Raw genomic sequence first — 21,506 nt, 5'->3', positions numbered from 1 at the left:
AGCCCGGAGAGGGTTGCGGCGTAATGATTAGCTACGCTTGGCGGGCTTGCCAGGCTTGCTGCCTGCCGCACTGCGACGTCCGCTGCCGGCCACCTGGGTATGGCGCTTGACGGCACGACGGATCTGATTGGCTTTCACGCGGCGACGTTCACGCTCAATCGGCATCTTGCTAACGGTTTCCGGTTTTAACTCAACCAGTTCGCGCAGATAGTTAATTGCCGGCAAGTCCAGCTCGGTCCAACCGCCACGCGGCAGGCCTTTCGGCAGATCGATATCGCCGTAACGCACACGGATCAGGCGACTCACCTGCACGCCAACCGCTTCCCAAAGACGACGAACTTCACGGTTACGCCCTTCGGTCAAAGTGACGTTGTACCACTGGTTAATGCCTTCGCCACCCTGGAAACTGATGGTGCGGAAAGCGGCCGGGCCGTCTTCCAGCTGAACGCCCTTGCTCAGTTGCTTGATTTTTTCGTCATCAATCTGACCAAATACACGCACCGCATATTCACGCTCAACTTCACGGCTTGGGTGCATCAGGCGGTTCGCCAGTTCACCATCAGTGGTGAACAGCAGCAAGCCTGAGGTATTGACGTCCAGACGCCCTACTGCCACCCAGCGTGAGCCACGCAGTTTAGGCAGGCGATCAAATACCGTCGGACGGCCTTCAGGATCGCTACGGGTGCAGAGTTCGCCTTCCGGCTTGTAATACGCCAGTACGCGGCAAACCGCTTCTTCGGATTCTTTAACCGAGACCACGTGGCCATCCAAACGGATTTTCATTGAAGCGGTTACTTCAACGCGATCACCCAGTTTGGCGACTTTACCGTCGACGCTGACGCGACCGGCTTCAATAATGGTTTCGATTTCACGACGCGAGCCATGGCCGGCGCGCGCTAAAACTTTCTGTAACTTCTCGCTCATTGAGCAACCTCTAGTGTCGCCTTCACAGGCGTCGGGGGGATGACTACCGCGGCGTCAAGCGCCACGGTAGTAACAATACGTTTACATAGATCGAACCGCGCATTATACAGGCTTTCAATAGGGTTGAAACCCACTTTATTGTCGGGTCGATTATCAAAAGCTATTGATGGCTTCAGCACGCGAGGGAAAACGGGCGCAGGCCCGTTAGATAAACAACCGCAGTGATTTAATTAATGACCGAGAAAATTGACAACCTCCCGATATACCACCTCCGGCTGTTCGAGAATACCAAGATGAGTGCGGGCATCTTCCAGCCGCGCAACCGAGAAGAACGGATGGTCAACGGCAAACCCCTGTTGGTGCCGCAGGTAATCGTCATCACGATCCAGCGAGTAAATATGCCGACAAACCGGAGGGGAGCTTAATTGACTCAGCCGGTGAAGTGGCGAACGGTACTGCAGATAGGCTTGTTCAATCGCTACGCCAGCCGCCTGCCAAACGCGAAAATCTTCCTGCGCCATTTCGACAGTCAGATGATGTTTAACCCGTGGTTGCTCAATTCCCCCCTGCCAGAAACTAAACAATTCATCACGTGCCGCCAGCCATTTTTCTGGCCGCTGCATTTGTTGCACCGAATCGAAAAATGCCGGTTCAGGCTGAGTCATGATCCAATCGAGAAAGACCATGGCTTGCGTCTGCTGTGGCAAGCTCTCGGCCAACGCCACCGCAATCCAACTGGCGTGTGCCACCGACAACGTCGCAAACCGCTCCACCCGCAGTTCAAGTAACAGTTGGCGCAAATCCGCCAGCAAATCCTCAGCACCCAGAGCAAGATCGACACCGCCGGCGGACAGCCCGTGGCCACGCCAGTCGAGACTGATCACCCGGTATTGTTGCTCCGCCAGTGCGGTAAAAGGGGCAAAAACGGTTTTCGGCTCACACCAGCCAGGCAGCAAGAGCAACGTCAGTGGACCTGAGCCGGAATCGTGATAATCGAGGGAAAGAGTGCCATGGCGAAACGCTGTCATTTTGTCTCCTAAACGTCATTGCCCTAAATCACTTAGGGGCTTATGCGCTAGTGGTAAAATGACAGCGTTTATCGATCTCATCTATGGGAAATGATGCTAACAAACAGGCTTCGCACCTAATGAAAAAATACGCACGAAACGGACTGTTTTAATGCCGTTCACAAGGGTAAGCGGCGGTTAACGCCAGCATAATCACCGAAGGCGCTGAATAGTGCAGCTGTTCCGGGTGTTCATTTAAATATTGCATGACCGCATCCGAGGCCATGCCCACGCTCATACCGGCATCCGGGCAAATATTGCGGTTGCCCTGCATCGAAAAGGTATCAAATACCCCGGCCACATAGCCCATAAACATCCCGCCATCGAGCGCTTCGGCAACGGTGGCTGCACCATTTTTATTTTTCACATAGCCGCTGGTCTCAGACAGCAAGGCGCTGCCGGAATAAAAACCTGCACTGGCCGCAGAGGAAAACAATATGGCCGCTAAAAGAGAAACCCGCTTAATCATCGCTATGCATCCTGCCTATTATCTATTTTTGATATTGTAGAATAGCGGCTTTAACCCTAAATGACGCCGTTTCGGCCACTTTTCAGAATAATGAGCAAAAACTACCGCGATGAATCAACGGAAAGGCGTTGGGTCACCCGCCCCTTCGCGCAGCACTTCCGGTGCGGACTCGGTCAGGTCAACCACCGTGGTCGGTTGCTGCCCCAGGAAGCCACCGTGGATCACCAGATCCACCTGTTTACCCAGGTGTTCGCTGATTTCTTCCGGGTCGGATTCGGCAAAATCATTGCCTGGCAGCATCAACGTAGTCGACATCATCGGTTCGTTTAATATTTCCAGTAACGCCAGCGCAATCGGGTTCGACGGCACGCGCAAGCCTATGGTTTTACGTTTGTCATTCATCAGGCGGCGCGGAACTTCCTTGGTCGCTTTCAGAATGAAGGTGTAGTTACCGGGAGTGTTGTTTTTGATCAGTCGGAACGCGGTATTGTCGACATAAGCGTAAGTCGATAACTCAGACAGATCGCGACACATCAGCGTAAAGTTATGATTGCCGTCCAATTGACGAATGCGACAGATACGTTCCATCGCCGACTTTTCTTCCAGCTTGCAGCCCAGCGCGTAACCGGAATCGGTGGGATAAACGATCACACCGCCCTTACGCAGCACATCCACCGCCTGATTGATCAGTCGCGGTTGGGGATTGTCTGGATGAATATAAAAAAGCTGACTCATGACTTGCTCCTAAAAATGATGCACGCGGGCGGCATCGCCCACGTTAAATCAATCGACTTTGGCCAGTTGTGGCTGCGACCAGTCACGCCACACGGGTTCAACACCGCCGGGTAACCACAGTTTACGGCCCAGTTCGATCCACGAGCAGGGCTGATGGAAATCAGAGCCCTGCGACGCCAATAATTGATATTCCTGCGCATACTTCGCCAATTGCGAACGCTCATGCGGCGCCTGCTGACACTGCGCAACTTCCATGGCATCACCGCCATGTTCCGCAAAGTGCGCCAGCAACCGCTTCAGCCATTTGGCCGTCAGGTCGTAACGGCCCGGGTGCGCTATCACCGCCTGGCCGCCAGATTGATGAATCACATCAATGGCTTGTTCTATTGTACACCACTGTGGCGGAACGTAGCCGGTTTTGCCTTTGGCCAGGTATTTCTTGAACACCTGAGCCATATTATCGGCCATGCCGATCTGCACCAGATAACGGGCAAAGTGGCCACGGGTCACCGCCCCGCCGTCTGCCAATTTTTGTGCGCCTTCAAAAGCACCTTCAATACGCGCCTTGGCCAGTCGCACGCCTATTTCATGGGCGCGCAGGTGACGGCGCTCGGTCTGTTCGGCCAACAGCTGCACCATCGCCGGGTGCGTGGTCTCTATCCCCAGCCCCACGATATGGATCTCGTGGTTTTCCCACAGCGTGGAGATCTCTACCCCGTTAACCAACTGCAACGGTAGCGATAATTCAGCAATAGTTGCCGCCGCTGCGGCCAGGCCCGCGGTGGTGTCGTGGTCGGTAATCGCCAGTACGCCCACCCGCATTTCAACCGCCCGCTGCACCAGCTGCGCCGGCGTCAAATAGCCGTCAGAGGCGGTGGTATGGCTGTGGAGGTCGTAGAGAGTAAATGCGGAAGGTTGGGGGCTGCTGTCTGTCAAAAGGAATATCCGGCAATGGCTTGGTCTTCTATCATACCCGCGATCGCCCGGCGGACGGAAATCTATTCTGGTCCGAGGCCCCTTCCCGCTGATGAAAATAATTCACGCTTGCCGCTAAAACATTGTGCGAAAAGAGGGTTGACTTTATTCCCACGAACCAGTTAACTAGTACACAAGTTCAGGGCAGTTCCCTGGTTGGATGATAAACAAGAGAGCATAGAAATGAATAAGCAAACTTCTCTTCTTCGTTGGTGGCGTCACTCCCTTTCTCGGGCGGAGTAATCACGCATACCTGTCATCTGACACTGCAGATTCCCTAAGCCCGCTGGTAACGCGGGCTTTTTTATGGATAAATTTTAACTGGAACCACCAATGATGAACATCAAACCACAACTCAAATTACTGAAGGCGGAGGCCAGTTACCGGGGCGATCCGACCACCATTTTCCACCAGTTGTGCGGCGCTCGTCCGGCCACCCTGCTGCTGGAGTCGGCTGAAATCAACAGCAAGCAAAACCTGCAAAGCCTGTTGGTGATCGACAGTGCCCTGCGCATCACCGCTCTGGGCCGCACCGTGACGCTGCAGGCGCTGACCGCCAACGGCGCGGCGATGCTGCCGTTGCTGGACGAAGCCCTGCCGGCCGAAGTCCAGATCCAGGTACGTCCTGATGGGCGTGAACTGACCTTCCCGGTGATTGATGCCATTCAGGATGAAGATGCCCGCCTGCGTTCGCTGTCGGTGTTTGATGCACTGCGCACCCTGCTGACGCTGGTTGACTCCCCGGCTGACGAACGTGAAGCGGTGATGCTTGGCGGCCTGTTTGCCTACGATCTGGTCGCCGGTTTTGAAGACCTGCCGGAACTGCGACAGGATCAGCGCTGCCCGGACTTCTGTTTCTATCTGGCGGAAACCCTGCTGGTGCTGGATCACCAGCGCGGCGTTGCCCGTCTGCAGGCCAGCGTTTTCACTGCCGACACGGCGGAAGAGCAACGTCTGCAACAGCGTCTGGAACAGCTGCAGGTTCAATTGAAACAGACGCCGCAGCCTATCCCGCACCAGAAACTGGAAGACATGCAGCTGAGCTGCAACCAGACCGATGAAGAATACGGTGCGGTCGTCAGCGAATTGCAACAGGCCATCCGTCAGGGCGAAATCTTCCAGGTCGTACCATCGCGCCGTTTCTCACTGCCGTGCCCGGCCCCGCTGGCCGCTTATCAAACGCTGAAAGACAACAACCCAAGCCCGTATATGTTCTATATGCAGGATGATGAATTCACCCTGTTCGGGGCTTCGCCGGAAAGCGCGCTGAAATACGATGCCGGCAACCGCCAGATCGAAATCTACCCGATTGCCGGTACCCGTCCTCGCGGGCGTCGCGCCGATGGTTCGCTGGATCTGGATCTCGACAGCCGTATCGAGCTGGAAATGCGCACCGATCACAAAGAACTGGCCGAACACCTGATGCTGGTCGATCTGGCGCGTAACGATTTGGCGCGCATCTGTCAGGCCGGTAGCCGCTATGTGGCCGACCTGACCAAAGTGGACCGCTACTCATTCGTGATGCACCTGGTTTCCCGGGTGATTGGCACCCTGCGCGCCGACCTCGACGTGCTGCACGCCTACCAGGCCTGCATGAACATGGGCACCCTGAGCGGTGCGCCAAAAGTACGCGCCATGCAGTTAATTGCCGCCTCTGAAGGCACGCGTCGCGGCAGCTACGGCGGTGCAGTCGGTTATTTCACTGCCACCGGCGATTTGGATACCTGTATTGTCATCCGCTCCGCGTATGTTGAAGACGGCATTGCAACCGTGCAAGCCGGCGCCGGTGTGGTGCTGGATTCTGTTCCTCAGGCGGAAGCCGATGAGACCCGTAATAAGGCACGAGCCGTGCTGCGTGCCATTGCCAGCGCGCACCAGGCCAAGGAGGTGTTCTGATGGCCGATATCTTACTGCTCGATAACGTTGATTCCTTTACCTATAACCTGGTCGACCAGTTGCGTGCCAGCGGTCATCAGGTGGTAATTTACCGTAACCAGATTTCTGCCGAAGTGATTATCGAACGCCTGCAGCAGTTGGAACAGCCGGTTCTGATGCTGTCACCGGGTCCGGGTACCCCGTCCGAAGCCGGTTGCATGCCGGAACTGTTACAACGCCTGCGCGGCCAGTTGCCGATTATCGGCATCTGTCTGGGTCATCAGGCGATTGTCGAAGCCTACGGCGGCCACGTTGGTCAGGCCGGTGAGATCTTGCACGGCAAGGCCTCGGCCATCAGCCACGACGGCGAAGGGATGTTTGCCGGGATGGTGAACCCACTGCCGGTGGCACGCTATCACTCACTGGTCGGCAGCAATATCCCGGCCGAGCTCACCGTCAACGCCCAGTTTGGCGAGATGGTGATGGCAGTACGTCATGACCAGCATCGCGTATGCGGTTTCCAGTTCCATCCGGAATCGATCCTGACCACCCACGGCGCGCGTTTGCTTGAGCAGACACTGGCCTGGGCGCTGGCGAAATAACGAGGGATACGACGATGCAAACTATTCTTGAAAAACTGTACCGCTCAGAGTCGATGGACCAACAGGAAAGTCAGCAGTTATTCAGCGCCATCGTGCGCGGTGAGCTGGAACCAAGCCAATTGGCAGCGGCACTGATCAGCATGAAAATTCGCGGCGAACGCCCGGAGGAGATCGCCGGAGCGGCCAAAGCGCTGCTGGCCGATGCCCTGCCGTTCCCACGCCCGGATTACCCGTTTGCCGATATCGTCGGCACCGGTGGCGACGGCACCAACAGCATTAATATTTCCACCGCCAGTGCCTTTGTGGCAGCAGCATGCGGCGCCAAAGTGGCCAAACACGGCAACCGCAGCGTTTCCAGCCGGTCCGGCTCCTCTGATCTGCTGGCGGCGTTTGGCATTCGCCTGGATTTGCCGGCGGAAGAAGCGCGTAAGGCACTGGACGAACTGGGCGTGTGCTTCCTGTTCGCCCCGCAATATCACACCGGTTTCCGCCATGCGATGCCGGTACGCCAGCAACTGAAAACCCGTACGGTGTTCAACGTGCTCGGCCCGTTGATCAACCCGGCACGTCCACCGCTGGCGCTGATCGGCGTTTACAGCCCGGAACTGGTGCTGCCGATTGCCGAAACCCTGCGCGTGCTGGATTATCAACGGGCAGCGGTGGTGCACGGCGGCGGAATGGATGAAGTGGCTATCCATGCGACTACTCATGTGGCCGAATTGAACAACGGTGAAATTGAAAGCTATCAGTTGACGCCACAGTCCTTCGGGCTGCAAAGCTACCCGCTGGAAGCCCTGCTGGGCGGCTCACCGGAAGAAAATCGTGACATTCTGGCAAGGTTGTTACAAGGTAAAGGTGACCCGGCGCACGCCGCTGCGGTAGCCGCTAACGTGGCGCTGCTGCTGAAGTTATTCGGGCATGAAGACCTGCGCCAAAACGCGCAGCAGGCACTGGACATGATTCACAGCGGACAAGCTTACGAGCGCGTCACCGCACTGGCAGCAAGAGGATAAATGATGCAGGAAACCGTGCTCAACAAGATTGTTCGTGACAAAGCGCAATGGGTCGCAGCACGACAGCAACAACAGCCACTGGCCAGTTTTCAGAATGAAATCGTCCCGAGTGAACGCGGTTTTTACCACGCGTTAGAGGGAGCCAGAACGGCGTTTATTCTTGAATGTAAAAAGGCATCCCCTTCCAAAGGGTTGATCCGCGAAAACTTTGATCCGGTGGAAATCGCTGAGGTCTACAAGGATTTCGCCTCGGCGATCTCGGTGCTGACCGATGAAAAATACTTCCAGGGCAGCTTCGATTTTCTGCCGCTGGTCAGCAAGACGGTGACACAGCCGGTACTGTGCAAAGATTTTATTATCGATCCGTACCAGATCTACCTGGCTCGTTTCTATCAGGCCGATGCCATCCTGCTGATGCTGTCGGTGCTTAATGACGATCAATACCGTCAGTTAGCCGCAGTGGCGCACAGCCTGAACATGGGCGTGCTGACCGAAGTGATCAGTGAAGAAGAGCTGCAACGGGCCATTGCTCTGGAAGCGCGCGTGGTGGGCATCAATAACCGCGATCTGCGCGATCTGAGCATCGATCTGGATCGCACTCGTCAGTTGGCGCCACGCGTGCCACACGGCGTGACGGTGATCAGCGAGTCCGGCATCAACAACTACGGCCAGATCCGCGAACTGAGCCACTTTGCCAACGGTTTTCTGATTGGCAGTGCATTGATGTCGGAACCCGACCTGCGCGCCGCCGTGCGCCGGGTGATGCTCGGCGACAATAAAGTTTGTGGGCTGACCCGTCCGCAAGACGCCGCCGCGGCCTATCAGGCAGGTGCCGTCTACGGTGGGCTGATTTTTGTCGGGCGCTCCCCGCGCTATGTCGATATCACCCGTGCCCGTGAAGTCATTTCCGGCGCTCCGCTGAAATACGTCGGCGTGTTCTGTGACGCACAGGTAGAAACGGTAGTACAGACTGTCGCACGTCTGGGCCTGAAAGCAGTGCAACTGCACGGTGCGGAAGACCAAACCTATATCACCGCCCTGCGCGCCGAACTGCCGATCGACTGTCAGATTTGGAAGGCGCTGAGCGTGAAAGACCATTTGCCAAAGCGCGATTTGCAGCACGTTGACCGCTACCTGCTGGATAACGGCGCGGGCGGCACCGGGCAACGTTTCGACTGGTCGGTACTCCAGGGTGAAAACCTGGAAAACGTGATGCTGGCCGGTGGCCTGGGTGCAGACAACTGTGTTGACGCGGCCAAGCTCGGCTGCGCCGGTCTGGACTTTAACTCCGGCGTTGAGAGCCAGCCCGGCATTAAGGATCCTGCCCGTCTGGCGGCGGTGTTCCAGACCCTGCGCGCTTACTGAAGATCATTAACGGATAATAACGGGAACTATAATGACGCTGCTTAACCCCTACTTCGGCGAATTTGGTGGCCAATATGTGCCACAGATTCTGATGCCGGCCTTAAAACAACTGGAAGAAGCCTTTGTCAGCGCACAGCGCGACCCGGAGTTCCAGGCTGAATTTATCGACCTGCTGAAAAACTACGCCGGTCGCCCAACGGCGCTGACGCTGTGCAGAAACCTCACTGCCGGTACCAAAACCAAGCTGTACCTGAAACGTGAAGACTTGCTGCACGGCGGCGCACACAAAACCAACCAGGTGTTGGGTCAGGCACTGTTGGCCAAACGCATGGGCAAAACCGAAATCATCGCCGAAACCGGTGCCGGTCAGCATGGCGTTGCCTCGGCCCTGGCCTGTGCCTTGCTCGGCCTGAAGTGTCGCATCTATATGGGTGCCAAAGATATTGAACGCCAGTCACCGAACGTCTTCCGCATGCGTCTGATGGGGGCGGAAGTGATCCCGGTGCATAGCGGTTCTTCTACGCTGAAAGACGCCTGTAACGAAGCACTGCGCGACTGGTCCGGCAGCTACGAAACCGCCCACTATATGTTGGGTACCGCAGCAGGCCCACATCCGTATCCAACCATCGTACGTGAATTCCAGCGCATGATCGGTGAGGAAACCAAAGCGCAGATGCTGGAACGCGAAGGCCGCCTGCCGGATGCGGTACTGGCCTGTGTCGGTGGTGGCTCCAACGCCATCGGCATGTTCGCTGACTTTATCGATGATGCCAGCGTGGGTCTGATCGGCGTTGAACCCGCCGGTCTGGGTATTGAAACCGGTCAGCACGGCGCCCCCTTGAAGCACGGCCACGTGGGGATCTATTTCGGCATGAAAGCGCCGATGATGCAGACTTCCGAAGGCCAGATTGAAGAGTCCTATTCCATTTCGGCGGGGCTCGACTTCCCTTCCGTTGGGCCGCAGCACGCCTATCTGAACAGCATTGGTCGCGCAGAATATGTGTCGATTACCGATGACGAGGCGTTGGACGCCTTCAAAGCGCTATCGCGTAGCGAAGGGATTATCCCGGCGCTGGAGTCTTCCCATGCCCTGGCACACGCGCTGAAAATGATCCGTGAAACACCGCAAAAGGAACAGATCCTGGTGGTTAACCTGTCTGGCCGCGGCGACAAAGACATATTTACCGTTCACGACATTCTGAAAGCACGGGGAGAAATCTGATGGAACGTTACCAGCAACTGTTCGACCGCCTGGCAAGCAACAAGGAAGGCGCCTTCGTCCCGTTCGTGACCCTCGGCGATCCAAACCCGACATTGTCATTGCAAATCATCAATACTTTGGTTGAAGCCGGTGCCGACGCGCTGGAATTGGGTATCCCGTTCTCCGATCCACTGGCTGACGGCCCAACCATCCAAAGTTCGGCGCTGCGCGCATTCGCCTCTGGCGTCACACCAACCCAGTGCTTTGAAATGCTGGCCGCCATCCGTCAGAAGCACCCTGGCATCCCCATTGGTTTGCTGATGTACGCCAACCTGGTGTTCCATAAAGGCATCGATGCGTTTTACCAACGTTGCGCCGAAGTGGGCGTTGATTCGGTGCTGATTGCCGACGTGCCGTATGAAGAGTCAGCGCCCTTCCGGGCCGCTGCTATCCGCCATGGCATCGCGCCGATCTTTATCTGCCCGCCAAATGCCGACGATGATTTGCTGCGTGAAATCTCCTCACACGGCAGGGGATACACCTACCTGTTGTCACGCGCTGGCGTAACCGGGACCGAAAGTCGCGCGCAATTGCCACTGCATCACCTGGTGAACAAACTGCGTGAATACCATGCAGCCCCCCCGCTGCAAGGGTTTGGCATTTCCGAGCCGGCTCAGGTGCGTGATGCACTGCAGGCCGGGGCTGCCGGGGCGATATCCGGCTCGGCGATCGTCAAGATTATTGAGCAAAACCAAGCGCAACCGGCCGAAATGCTGACCCGACTGGCGACCTTTGTCAGTGAAATGAAGGCCGCAACCCGGGCGTAATTCCCCAATAACGGGTGCAGAGGATCTGTGCCCGTTGTTAACATATTGTTTCCCTTCAAGGTTGTGCTAATTTTTTACAGCTTGGATTTGAACAAACCCCATTCTTGTCTCACAATGAATCTTGCGCGTCGGGCATTTCTTTATTTGGGGGAAATGCGCTACGTTTTCAGGTGAAAACCCAAATGTAGTTTCAACAATAACATTGCATGGAGAGTAATTTATGAAGCTATTTAAAACCCTTTCGGTCTTATGCATGGCAGCCGTTGTGGCATTCGCAGTGAGTGCCTGCGCGCCAACAGCGAAATCTGAAGGGACTGGCGGTTATATTGACGATACGGTAGTGACAACCAAGGTGAAGTCAGCGCTGCTGGCGGATAAAACCATCAAATCTACCGAAATCAGCGTCGAGACCTTTAAAGGTCGTGTGCAGCTGAGCGGTTTCGTCAGCTCAAGCGCCGATGCCAACCGTGCGGTGCAGGTGACTCGTGGCGTAGCGGGTGTGAAATCCGTTGAGAACGTAATGAATATCAAGTAGTAAAAATAAAACGGAGGCGCTGTATGCGCCTCCCTGTTTCACCCCTGTCAGAAGCGATACCCTGCCCCGAACATAAACACCCACGGATCCAAACGCGTATCGATGCTGTGATGATTACCGTCCGCGTCGTCAAAGCGAGTTTTGGTTTCGATGTTCATCCACCACACTGACATGTTCAGCATCCAGTGCTCATCCAGGTTGTAATCCAGGCCCGCCTGCGCGGCCACGCCCCAGGAGTCTTTCAAACTCAGGTTGCTCAGCCCGGCGCTTTTACCGTTGTCGTTGAATTTTTCATCGAAGAAGGTGGTGTAGTTAACCCCCAGCCCCAGGTACGGACGCAGTTTGTCCTGCTTATCGCCAAAGTAGTATTGCGCCATCAGGCTTGGCGGCAGATCGCGCACCGTGGCGATATCACCGTTCACCGCCTTGCCATTCAGCCCCACTTTATGGCGAAACGGCGTTGCGGCCAGCAGTTCGACGCCAATATTGTCCGTGACCATATAGCCGAAGGTCAGACCAAGCTGGGTATTATTGTCGGCACTGAATGAGCCTTGCCCCAGCACGTCATCCGATCCGGCGTTTGGCCGCACCGTTGCAGCGCCGGCGCGGAAAAGAAAATCCCCTGCCTGATGTGCACTTGCCAACATAGGGGCCATCATCGCCGCCAATACCACCAGAGTTGTCTTTTTCATTATCCATTCCATTTGTGTGGTTATCATCCAGGGGAATATACCTACTTACGGGTATTTATGATCCCATCGAGATCACATCTTATGTGTAAAAATTTTAAATCCTACTAAAAACAAGGTTACCTAAGAGGCTAATAAATCAAGAATTGATCTGAATCAAAAAACACTTTTGTTGCAAATTATCTACATGTTTAGTTATGGGGACGTAGCATAAACGGGGCAAATATTTTTATCCTTCGACCGGCATGAGGGTGACAAATTTAGCGGGAATTAGGTTAAACGCTGTGGCTTGAAGGATAACGAGTAGATAGCAATAACGGCGATCGCCGAAGAAATCGTCGCAGTGCACTTCACGGGGTGCCACAGCGGCCTGGAACAGGGTACAATCGCCCACTGATTTTGATTTATCTCTGTTTCTCGATGCCAAGGAGTCTGCATGCCTATCACGGCCAACACGTTGTACCGTGACAGTTTTAATTTTTTCCGTAACCAACTGACCAGTATCCTGATGCTGGCGCTGTTGACCGCGTTCATTTCTGTACTGCTCAATCAGGCTTTCAGCCCTGATGTCGAACAGTTGAAGATCCTGAGCGCAACGGAAGGTGACTTTGCTGCATCCGCCGGTATGGGGATCCAGGAAATCATTCAACAAATGACGCCTGAGCAACAGATGGTGTTATTGAAGGTTTCAGCCGCCGCCACCTTTTCCGCATTAGTGGGCAACGTGTTGCTGGTTGGCGGGATGCTGACATTGATTCGCCTGGTTTCCCAGGGGCAGCGCATCAGCGCACTGCGCGCTATCGGTGCTTCCGCGCCAGAGTTGCCACGTTTGCTGTTGCTGCTGTTCATCTGCACGCTGTTGATTCAACTGGGCCTGACGCTGTTTGTGGTACCTGGCGTGATCATGGCGATCGCTTTCTCGCTGGCACCGGTGATCACCGCTACCGACAAGAAAGGCGTGTTTGCCTCGATTAAGCTGAGCTGCAAGTTGGCTTTCGCCAATGCGCGTGTGATTGTTCCGGCGATGATGCTGTGGCTGGCAGCCAAGCTGCTGGTGCTGTTTATGGTGAGCCACCTTTCGGTGCTGACCCCAAACGTCGCCAGCGTGGTATTGACTGCATTGAGCAACCTGGTTTCTGCCCTGTTGCTGGTTTACCTGTTCCGTCTGTATATGCTGCTGCGCAGCTAATTTTGCCACAGGAACTTAAAGGGCACGCCTCGGCGTGCCCTTTTGCTTACTGAGTCACCGGCGGTTCAGCCTGTTCCTTACTTTGAATCAGCTTCAGCGCCAGGTACAGATCCGGCACCAGGATCAATTCCCGGTCGCGCCCCATTCGATTGATACGGAACCAGCGCGTCAGCTCGGTTCGACGCCCTGCCAGTACCAGCTTCACGTTACGCTGTAACAAATCCCGTTTCAATTCGTCGATGGCAGCCAATACGCTGATATCGGCATGGGTAAAGCTGGCAACCGCATCCACCACTACCCACCGCGGCTGGAACGGCGTGCTGTCGACCAGGTTGAGGATCCGCCGCTTGAAGTACGCCACGTTGAAATAGGTCAGCGGCGAATTGAAACGATACATCATCACGCCGGGCACCGCTTTAATGCCGTTATTGTTGCCCATTGAGTGGATCATGCCTTCGTCATTAACACCCAGCAGTTGTTCTGTCGGGCGGAACACCGTGCGCAGGAACTGCATCAGGCCCAGTAAGACCGCCAGGCCAATGCCGCTGATCACCCCCACCAGCAGCACGCAGAGGAAGGTAAACATCGCCAGTCGGAAAGCCTGAGCATTACGACGCCGCATGATCCAGATACCGCGAATATCCAGCAACGACCAGGCGGCGTACATCAGCACCACGCCCAACCCCGCGACCGGAATAAACTGCAACGGCGCCATCAGGAACAACAACACGAAAGCAATCACCGCAGCCGCAATGATCGACACCAGTTGGCTCTTGCCGCCGTTGGCATCATTGACCGCGGTACGTGAATCCGCCCCGCTGATGGCAAACCCCTGTGACAGCGCCGAGACGATATTCACCAACCCGAGCGCGCGGAATTCAGCGTCAGCGTTCACCTCATAACCGTTCTTCGCCGCAAAACTACGGGCAGTCAGCATCATGCTGACAAAACTCACCACCGCCAGGTTGAGCGCCGGGATCACCATGTCACGCAGTAAACCCGGTTGAAAATCCGGCCACTGCACGATGGGTAATACATCGCTAAAGCCGCCCACCGTCACCACACCATGCTGCTGCAGTCCACCAGCCCAGGTCATAAAGGTCACCAGGACGATGGCAAATAACGGCGCCGGCCAGTTGGGCCGCCATTTTTTAAACCCGATCAGCGTAACCAGCGTCAGTAACGACACCGACATGGTCAGCCAATCGCTGTGCATCAGGTTGCCCGGCAGCGCGTAGATACGTTCGATCAACTGCGCCGGATGCACGCCAAAACCGAATACCTTGCCAATTTGATCGACGATAATGGTGATCGCCACGCCGTTCAGCAGCCCACTGAGAATCGGCCTGGAGAGCAGGTCCGCCAGCGCACCCAGCTTGAAGCGGCTGGCCAACAGGCACCAGGCGCCCATCATCGCGGTCATCATAATGGTCAACTGCCAGTGGCGTTCCATATTGCCTGCCGCCAATGGGGTCACAACGGCGGCAATTACCGCACAGGTCGCCGCATCCGGCCCCACAATCAGTTGGCGTGAGGAGCCAAAAAACGCGTAGGCTACCATCGGTAAAATACAGGAATATAACCCTACTATCGGGCTGACTCCCGCCAGTTCGGCGTAGGCAATCGCTACCGGCAAGGCCACGGCGGCCACGGAAAGCCCGGCGCGGATGTCCGGTTTCAGCCAACTGCGTTGATACCCTAATAAATGCGTCAAACCAGGCGTCAGCGCCTGGAGAGATTTCCACTGCATAAACTGTTTTCCGTTATAAATTATCCGGCTATTATTGTGTGTATCATGCGATGCCAATGCCGTACTGGCAATCTGCCCGCCGCGAACTCGCGACCTCAATCGTAAGTTTATGCAAATTCCTGCTTTCATGGCGGAAATCCGGCGGCCAAACGCCGATAATCAGCGCTTGCCAGCGGTACACAGAGCCCGCCAAATCCGGTATAGTCGGCCGATGAACAGATGATGGATTGATTTATGAAGCAGTTTCTTGATTTCCTCCCGTTAATTGTCTTTTTTGCATTTTATAAGCTCTACGATATCTACGTCGCCTCTGGTGCGCTGATTGTTGCTACCGCCCTGGCGCTGGTGCTCACCTGGTTTAAATACCGCAAAATCGAGAAGATGACGCTGATCACCTTCCTGATGGTCCTGGTGTTTGGCACCCTGACACTGGTGTTCCATAACGATTTGTTTATCAAATGGAAAGTGACGATCATCTACTGCCTGTTTGCGCTGGCACTGCTGATCAGCCAACTGGTGCTCAAAAAGCCGCTGGTACAACGCATGCTGGGCAAAGAGCTGACGCTGCCGGATAAAGTCTGGAACACCCTCAACCTGGCCTGGGCCGTCTTCTTCCTGGTCTGTGGCCTGGCGAATATCTACGTCGCTTTCTGGCTGCCTCAGAGCGTTTGGGTTAACTTCAAAGTGTTCGGCCTGACCGCGCTGACGCTGGTATATACCCTGCTCAGCGGCGTTTATATCTATCGGCACATGCCGGAAGAACAGAAAAAATAGTTACAAAATTGTTAATGCCCGTGGCGTTTGCTACGGGCAGTATAGTGAAATCCCTTCCTTGATAAGCAGACAGCTATGACTCAACAACGACCTTTACCCAGTGGCGAAATGGTGCTGCGAACGCTGGCGATGCCGGCAGATACCAATGCCAACGGCGATATTTTTGGCGGCTGGCTGATGTCGCAGATGGACATCGGTGGCGCTATTCAGGCGAAAGAAATTGCCGAAGGCCGTGTCGTGACCGTGCGAGTGGATGGCATGACCTTCCTGAAACCGGTCGCGGTAGGTGACGTGGTATGTTGCTACGCACACTGCATCCGCACCGGACGCAGCTCGATCACCATCAATATCGAAGTGTGGGTCAAGAAAGTGTCTTCTGCCCCTATCGGCCAGCGCTACCGTGCGACCGAAGCAGTGTTTACCTATGTTGCCGTAGACGACGAAGGTAATTCACGCGCCCTGCCCGACGGTAAGATGAACTTCCGTGTGGGCTTCGAAGAATAAGCCGGAATGCAGGCAGTAAAAAGGGTCGCCACAGGGCGACCCTTTTCTTTGTCAAAATCACTCCCAGTGTCAGTTCATTTCCGTGGTGCCGTTAATTTTAAAGCGGATACTCATGGTGATATTCTTCGCTTCCTTGGCTTCATAACGCCACTTACGCATCGCCTGTTTCACTTCACGCTCAAACATATTGCGTGGCTCCGCAGACAGGATACGCACGTTACTCAAACGGCCATCACTATCGACATCAAACTGCACCCGCACATTGCCTTCAATCTGCAAGGCTCTGGCGCGCGGCGGATAAATCGGGTCAGCACGGCTGATCGCTCTCGGCGTCACATCACGTGAATTGCCCGCAACCGGCGCGGATGGCGCCTGCTTCACCGGAGCCCTATCGACAGGCTTGGCCGGCTGGTTATTTTCAAACGGCGACGGATCACGCGGTTCGGTTTTCTGCGGCTCACGCTTAACCGTTTTCTCGACCTTCGGCTTCGGTTTTGGCTTCGGCTTGGGTTTTACCGGCTCAGGCTTCAGTATCGCCTTCGGCGGAGGCTCTGGGAGCGGTTCCGGCTCCGGCTCGGGTTCAGGCTCCACCTGCGGCTCTGGCTCAGGCTCGGCCGGTGCAGGCGGTGGCGGCTCTGCCATCGCGGCGGTATTGACCATCATGACGCTGATCGGCGCATCCTCAGGTTTCGGCAACTCCATCACCTCTTTGACAGAGGCATAGAGCAGACTCGCCACCAGGGCGCTATGTAAGCCAACGGACAGGACAATTGGCACGGACAAACGGCGATTAAGGAACATCTTTTTTAGCGGCATAATGATTCTGTTTCCTCTGGTTCGCCAAGTTTAAATGCAAATAGCAATCATATTCAATAACGAATAGCCAACTATCGCTCTAATCGTCATTATTCATTGCTAAAACCTGTAAACTCATGGGGATATTAACCTTTTATTTGCCTTTTAACTGAGGCTTTTACACGCTTCATTAACCTGATTCACCCGGGCCAAAAACGAAAAAACCCGCCGTAGCGGGTTATCTTTGGCCCATGCAGCGTTATTCTTCATCGCCGTAATACAGCACGCCCAGTTTGATCAGCGGCCGACCCTGCGCTTTACGATGCAGGTTGCTGTCACGTAGCGAATAAACGCAGCCGCAGTACTCTTGCTGATAAAAACGCTCACGTTTGCTGATGTCGATCATCCGCGACGAACCGCCCTTTTTACGCCAGTTGTAATCCCAATACTCCAGATCGGGGTACTTTTCCGCCGCGCGCACCCCACAGTCGGTGATTTGCTGCATATTCTTCCAGCGAGAGATACCCAGCGAGCTGGAGATAGTGTCGTAGCCGTTTTCATGCGCGTAGAGTGCGGTGCGTTCAAAACGCATGTCGAAACACATGGTGCAACGGATACCGCGCTCAGGTTCATGCTCCATGCCTTTGGCACGAGCGAACCAGTTATCGGTATCATAATCGGCGTCGATGATCGGTACCCCGTGCTGCTCGGCAAAGCGGATATTCTCATCCTTGCGCAGCAGGTATTCCTTTTGCGGATGGATATTCGGGTTATAGAAGAAAATGGCGTATTCGATGCCGGAGGCTTGAATGGCTTCCATCACCTCCCCGGAACAGGGCGCACAGCAAGAGTGCAACAGCAGTTTGCTTTTGCCCTCAGGCAAGTCGAGTTTATCTCTAACCAGTTCCGTCATTTCCTCACCTCTCAATCCTTGTCTCATTAAACCGCGCGGCCGCACTATACGAATAAAAGCTAGTCGCTTCAAGGCATAAGCGCCAGCCACAGTTAAATTCCAGCGGACGGGCATTCCCTTGTATCTCCTTTTGCGCTACTTTAAATTTACCCTTCTATAGCAATGATTTTAAAGGTGAAACATGCTTTATCTGATCTACGCGCAAGACGTGCCCAACTCTTTGGAAAACCGCCTGTCAGTACGCCCCGCACACCTGGCTCGCCTGCAGGCACTGCGTGACGCAGGTCGCCTGATAGTTGCCGGCCCCAATCCAGCCATCGACAGCAACGATCCGGGCAGTGCCGGTTTCAGCGGTTCTACGGTGATTGCGGAATTCGCCTCACTGGCCGACGCCCAAGCCTGGGCCGAACAGGATCCTTACGTCGCCGCCGGTGTTTATGCCGAGGTGACGGTCAAACCCTTCAAGCAAGTGTTGTAGTCTAATGGTACCCCGCTGGTTCTGCAGCCGCGGGGTGTTTACCGATATAAATTGCCCATCATGCGACTGTCGCCATGTTTAGCGTTCAATGGCACAACCACATGCTGTGGTGAATTAGCCGACGTCCTCATAGACTAAAATGACTGTACACACATACAGTCATTGAAAACTATGAGGATCTAAATAATGAACACCTGCCCTGATATCGCAACATTAAGAACGACTATTCCTACCGCTGCCGGTGAGCTGATCACCGTAACCGCCTATAATGCCGACTGGAGCACCAGTAATCTTCAACCCACTGGAGGCGGTGTTTTTGTCGCAAAAGCGCAATCGACGTCGGCAGACGACGGCGGCATGTTTATTCGCCCTAATACGTCGTGGGTGTGGCTGCGCGTATTAGAAGTAGCGGGTACAGTTTCACCCTATATGTACGGTGCTAAAGGCGATGGTATTGCTGACGACACCGATGCGATCCAAAAAGCACACAACTATGCCAGTTCGCAGGCAACCACCAGTGGTTCACGTGTATTGAAAAACGGCAATCTGATTTTTGGAAATGGTCGTTTCAAATGTATTACAAAACTAACCTTTGATACCAAAACCGTCGATTATGATTTTTCCGGTGCCTTACTGGATTTCACAGCAATGACACCTGGCACTGCAGAACTTCACAAGGCTGCCATCGACTGGAAAAATAATGCCGGTTATGCCCAAGGTAATCTTAGTGCTAAAAATCTGCGAATGATCGGCCCTGGCGCTGACTCGTTTATTGATGGAATGGCATTCTCTACATCGCTTTCAGGCAGCTACCCACGTAACTCGCTGACGTTCACCGGCGGTGGCATCGAGGGGTTCTCCTGCGGCATAACAGGTACCACTAATTTCTATTTCCTGCGCATGTACGGTTTCACTTTCAACCATTGCGACACCTGCTATTTCTTCCCAAACAATACCTCAGACTCCGGTGAAGAGATGAATTTCCACAGCTGTGTCTTTGCCCAAAGTAACTGCGGCGTGAACCTGCAGGGAGGATACAGCTACTTCTTCAATTGTTCCTTCGACTATATCTACGGGAAAAATGGGCCGCAAACGTCGGCAGACAGGCTGGGGAAATATATTCATATCGAAGGCGGTCAACACACTTTCCGCGATTGCCACTTTGAGGGTTACGGCCCCCAAAATTACATCGTCAACATCCCAGATGCTAAACGCTGTAAAGTTAACTTTATTGGCGGCATATTCACCTTTAAAGCTGGTGGCAGCCCATCGACCTATCCGACTACCTGTAACCCTTTCTACTTTGGCAACCTGGCACGAGTCGTGTTTGAAAAAGTCAATATTGGTCAGATGCAGCAAGGTGGCGATGCAAACGTCAGCGGCTGGATTGATGGTAACGGTTCAGTATCATTGCATGATACGCAACTGCCGATCGCCTGGCCTTATTTGTTGTCGCAAGTACGTACCGATGCAACGGTGCAGGACAACTGGCTCGATGGCTCAACCTATACCAGCGGTGCCGGAAATGAGAAATGGACCGAGGAAGTTTGGGTATTACCGCCAGGAGGCGTTAATACCGTGCGCAAATCACGTTACGGCTGGGGTACTGCAGCCAGTACCAATTTCAGCATGATCCGACAGGCCAACTTTGTCTCCCTGGGGCGTAATGTAAGCGCCGGAGACGGTGTATTTCAGGCCGTGTTAGGGACCATAAAACTGAAAGGCTACGGCGGTGTCATTCATCACCTCCGAGCCAATACATTCGCAGGCGATGGTCAAAGCTGCCAGGTTAAAATTGTTTGGGCAAAACTGAGCGAATTTGGTGCTCAGCAGGATGTTGAGCCCAAAATACTAATGCAACAAACCGGCCACTCATACACCTTTAATTTCAGCGGATTAGAATCCGAATTGAAAACCGTGGTCATTCCTGGACAAATGCAGGGCTATGTCACCCAGCCACCATCATTTGAACGGGCTCCAGATTGGGCAACGCATGCTTTTTTACTGGTGGATACCACTAAAATGAAAAGCAACTTCGACCTGCGAATTACGGACGTTTATATGCGTCAGGTCTAAAGAGCACAATGTTAACAGCAGCCGCAGATGACCGCGGCTTTTTCATACAAAAAAAAGCCAGCACGGAGTGGCTGGCTAAAGGGTTCTTCGAGGGAATATCTTGTCCGATAAACTTACTCTCTTCACCTGTCGGTCCGCCATCTATCGCTGTGATAGGTGAGCTATTTTTTCGCCAAAATCAACGCCTGCATATCTGTAAACATGGCGTCCCACTCTGGCTGGTCAATCTCCATCAGGCCAAAGAAACGCAGCATAAATGCCCCTTCTGTGGCCAGAAAAGCCAATCGAGCGCGTTTGCCCTCTTCGCTGGTTAAGTCCAGACCGGCGATCCGGCTGCGGTACCACTCGCGCGTACTGTCCAAATGCTCTGGCGTTTGGATCAGGGTCGCCATCAGCCCCGCCGCCTTGGCGCTGGATGCCTGATCCGAACTTCGGGTCGCCTGCATATGTGCTTGTACGGTAGTGGTGGCGGAGGGATTGTCCCCGGCAATGGCATCAAACACCCGGTCATAGGCCTTACCCCAACGATCGAACATCGCATCAATTAATGCGTCTTTGCTGCCAAAGCAGTATTGCACCCCGCCCTTGGAAATCCCCATCGCCTTGGCAACGGAATCAATGGTCAGCCCGGCGGCACCCTGCGTGGCGACAATCTCTTCAGCCGTATCCAGAACCTTGTCACGATCGATGCTGCGTTGACGTCCCATTGAGAAACCCTCTTTTCAATACATACGTATGGATATATATTAA

20 protein-coding genes, 1 pseudogene and 1 other annotated feature are annotated in these 21,506 nt (G+C 54.5%); of the genes and pseudogenes, 11 read left to right on the top strand and 10 right to left on the bottom strand.

Going from position 1 to position 21,506, the window contains the following annotated elements; translation table 11 throughout:
• Nucleotides 1-27: 27 nt before the first annotated feature.
• The 5 genes from rluB to BEI65_RS07950 form a co-directional block, all read right to left on the bottom strand.
• Nucleotides 28-924: a 23S rRNA pseudouridine(2605) synthase RluB gene (rluB, locus tag BEI65_RS07970; RefSeq protein ID WP_085117041.1), complete on the bottom strand. Its 897-nt coding sequence runs from the start codon at nucleotides 922-924 to the stop codon at nucleotides 28-30.
• A gap of 230 nt (nucleotides 925-1,154) precedes the next feature.
• Complete coding sequence (locus BEI65_RS07965) at nucleotides 1,155-1,952, bottom strand: alpha/beta fold hydrolase (protein WP_099062861.1); 798 nt, start codon at nucleotides 1,950-1,952, stop codon at nucleotides 1,155-1,157.
• Between the two features lie 148 nt (nucleotides 1,953-2,100).
• Nucleotides 2,101-2,460 carry a Rap1a/Tai family immunity protein gene (locus BEI65_RS07960; protein WP_099062860.1) on the bottom strand — a complete coding sequence of 120 codons (360 nt, stop codon included), beginning with the start codon at nucleotides 2,458-2,460 and terminating at the stop codon, nucleotides 2,101-2,103.
• Nucleotides 2,461-2,574: 114 nt separating this feature from the next.
• Complete coding sequence (locus BEI65_RS07955; RefSeq protein WP_099062859.1) at nucleotides 2,575-3,195, bottom strand: L-threonylcarbamoyladenylate synthase; 621 nt, start codon at nucleotides 3,193-3,195, stop codon at nucleotides 2,575-2,577.
• A gap of 48 nt (nucleotides 3,196-3,243) precedes the next feature.
• A complete protein-coding gene (locus BEI65_RS07950) occupies nucleotides 3,244-4,131 on the bottom strand; it encodes a PHP domain-containing protein (RefSeq protein ID WP_099062858.1) in 888 nt (295 codons plus the stop codon).
• A gap of 243 nt (nucleotides 4,132-4,374) precedes the next feature.
• Nucleotides 4,375-4,478: a sequence feature (Trp leader region), on the top strand.
• Nucleotides 4,479-4,503: 25 nt separating this feature from the next.
• On the opposite strand from BEI65_RS07950, the gene BEI65_RS07945 reads away from it, so the two are divergent.
• The 6 genes and pseudogenes from BEI65_RS07945 to BEI65_RS07915 all read left to right on the top strand — a co-directional run bounded on the left by BEI65_RS07945 (nucleotide 4,504) and on the right by BEI65_RS07915 (nucleotide 11,588).
• Nucleotides 4,504-6,066 carry an anthranilate synthase component 1 gene (locus tag BEI65_RS07945; protein WP_099062857.1) on the top strand — a complete coding sequence of 521 codons (1,563 nt, stop codon included), beginning with the start codon at nucleotides 4,504-4,506 and terminating at the stop codon, nucleotides 6,064-6,066.
• A pseudogene (gene trpD, locus BEI65_RS27125) lies at nucleotides 6,066-7,660 on the top strand (bifunctional anthranilate synthase glutamate amidotransferase component TrpG/anthranilate phosphoribosyltransferase TrpD). The gene BEI65_RS07945 and the pseudogene trpD overlap by 1 nt, the downstream one beginning before the upstream one ends.
• Nucleotides 7,661-7,663: 3 nt before the next feature.
• The gene (gene trpCF / locus BEI65_RS07930) at nucleotides 7,664-9,025 is read left to right on the top strand and encodes a bifunctional indole-3-glycerol-phosphate synthase TrpC/phosphoribosylanthranilate isomerase TrpF (RefSeq protein ID WP_198404420.1); all 1,362 of its coding nucleotides are present in this window, start codon (nucleotides 7,664-7,666) and stop codon (nucleotides 9,023-9,025) included.
• Between the two features lie 31 nt (nucleotides 9,026-9,056).
• On the top strand, nucleotides 9,057-10,247 hold the full coding sequence (gene trpB / locus BEI65_RS07925; RefSeq protein ID WP_099062853.1) for a tryptophan synthase subunit beta: 1,191 nt from the start codon (nucleotides 9,057-9,059) through the stop codon (nucleotides 10,245-10,247).
• On the top strand, nucleotides 10,247-11,053 hold the full coding sequence (gene trpA, locus BEI65_RS07920; RefSeq protein ID WP_099062852.1) for a tryptophan synthase subunit alpha: 807 nt from the start codon (nucleotides 10,247-10,249) through the stop codon (nucleotides 11,051-11,053). The genes trpB and trpA overlap by 1 nt, the downstream gene beginning before the upstream one ends.
• Before the next feature lie 220 nt (nucleotides 11,054-11,273).
• Nucleotides 11,274-11,588: a BON domain-containing protein gene (locus BEI65_RS07915; RefSeq protein ID WP_012145400.1), complete on the top strand. Its 315-nt coding sequence runs from the start codon at nucleotides 11,274-11,276 to the stop codon at nucleotides 11,586-11,588.
• Between the two features lie 47 nt (nucleotides 11,589-11,635).
• Here BEI65_RS07915 and ompW read toward each other — a convergent pair whose 3' ends face one another.
• Nucleotides 11,636-12,280, bottom strand: coding sequence for an outer membrane protein OmpW (gene ompW, locus BEI65_RS07910; RefSeq protein WP_099062851.1), 645 nt, complete (start codon nucleotides 12,278-12,280; stop codon nucleotides 11,636-11,638).
• 433 nt (nucleotides 12,281-12,713) lie between these two features.
• On the opposite strand from ompW, the gene BEI65_RS07905 reads away from it, so the two are divergent.
• Nucleotides 12,714-13,466 carry a YciC family protein gene (locus tag BEI65_RS07905; protein WP_099062850.1) on the top strand — a complete coding sequence of 251 codons (753 nt, stop codon included), beginning with the start codon at nucleotides 12,714-12,716 and terminating at the stop codon, nucleotides 13,464-13,466.
• A 46-nt stretch (nucleotides 13,467-13,512) separates the two neighbouring features.
• On the opposite strand, the gene BEI65_RS07900 is transcribed toward BEI65_RS07905, so the two are convergent.
• Nucleotides 13,513-15,216 (bottom strand): SulP family inorganic anion transporter, encoded by a 1,704-nt coding sequence (locus BEI65_RS07900; RefSeq protein WP_099062849.1) that lies wholly within the window; start codon nucleotides 15,214-15,216, stop codon nucleotides 13,513-13,515.
• A 234-nt stretch (nucleotides 15,217-15,450) separates the two neighbouring features.
• Here BEI65_RS07900 and BEI65_RS07895 point away from each other — a divergent pair, with 234 nt between their 5' ends.
• Together BEI65_RS07895 and yciA are read left to right on the top strand one after the other, a co-directional pair.
• On the top strand, nucleotides 15,451-15,990 hold the full coding sequence (locus BEI65_RS07895; protein WP_099062848.1) for a septation protein A: 540 nt from the start codon (nucleotides 15,451-15,453) through the stop codon (nucleotides 15,988-15,990).
• 75 nt (nucleotides 15,991-16,065) lie between these two features.
• Nucleotides 16,066-16,494 (top strand): acyl-CoA thioester hydrolase YciA, encoded by a 429-nt coding sequence (yciA, locus tag BEI65_RS07890; protein WP_012145405.1) that lies wholly within the window; start codon nucleotides 16,066-16,068, stop codon nucleotides 16,492-16,494.
• 69 nt (nucleotides 16,495-16,563) lie between these two features.
• Here yciA and tonB read toward each other — a convergent pair whose 3' ends face one another.
• A complete protein-coding gene (tonB, locus tag BEI65_RS07885; RefSeq protein ID WP_099062847.1) occupies nucleotides 16,564-17,310 on the bottom strand; it encodes a TonB system transport protein TonB in 747 nt (248 codons plus the stop codon).
• 238 nt (nucleotides 17,311-17,548) lie between these two features.
• On the bottom strand, nucleotides 17,549-18,202 hold the full coding sequence (locus BEI65_RS07880; RefSeq protein WP_099062846.1) for an epoxyqueuosine reductase QueH: 654 nt from the start codon (nucleotides 18,200-18,202) through the stop codon (nucleotides 17,549-17,551).
• Nucleotides 18,203-18,383: 181 nt separating this feature from the next.
• Here BEI65_RS07880 and BEI65_RS07875 point away from each other — a divergent pair, with 181 nt between their 5' ends.
• Both BEI65_RS07875 and BEI65_RS07870 read left to right on the top strand, forming a co-directional pair.
• Nucleotides 18,384-18,680, top strand: coding sequence for a YciI family protein (locus BEI65_RS07875; RefSeq protein ID WP_099062845.1), 297 nt, complete (start codon nucleotides 18,384-18,386; stop codon nucleotides 18,678-18,680).
• A 186-nt stretch (nucleotides 18,681-18,866) separates the two neighbouring features.
• Nucleotides 18,867-20,756, top strand: a complete 1,890-nt coding sequence (locus BEI65_RS07870; RefSeq protein ID WP_099062844.1) for a hypothetical protein — start codon at nucleotides 18,867-18,869, stop codon at nucleotides 20,754-20,756.
• A gap of 161 nt (nucleotides 20,757-20,917) precedes the next feature.
• Here BEI65_RS07870 and BEI65_RS07865 read toward each other — a convergent pair whose 3' ends face one another.
• A complete protein-coding gene (locus tag BEI65_RS07865) occupies nucleotides 20,918-21,463 on the bottom strand; it encodes a TetR/AcrR family transcriptional regulator (RefSeq protein ID WP_099062843.1) in 546 nt (181 codons plus the stop codon).
• Between the last annotated feature and the right edge of the window lie 43 nt (nucleotides 21,464-21,506).

This window comes from Serratia sp. BW106, assembly GCF_002607755.1.
In the GTDB taxonomy this organism is placed as follows: domain Bacteria; phylum Pseudomonadota; class Gammaproteobacteria; order Enterobacterales; family Enterobacteriaceae; genus Serratia; species Serratia proteamaculans.
This window is presented reverse-complemented; position numbering and strand designations above follow the sequence as displayed.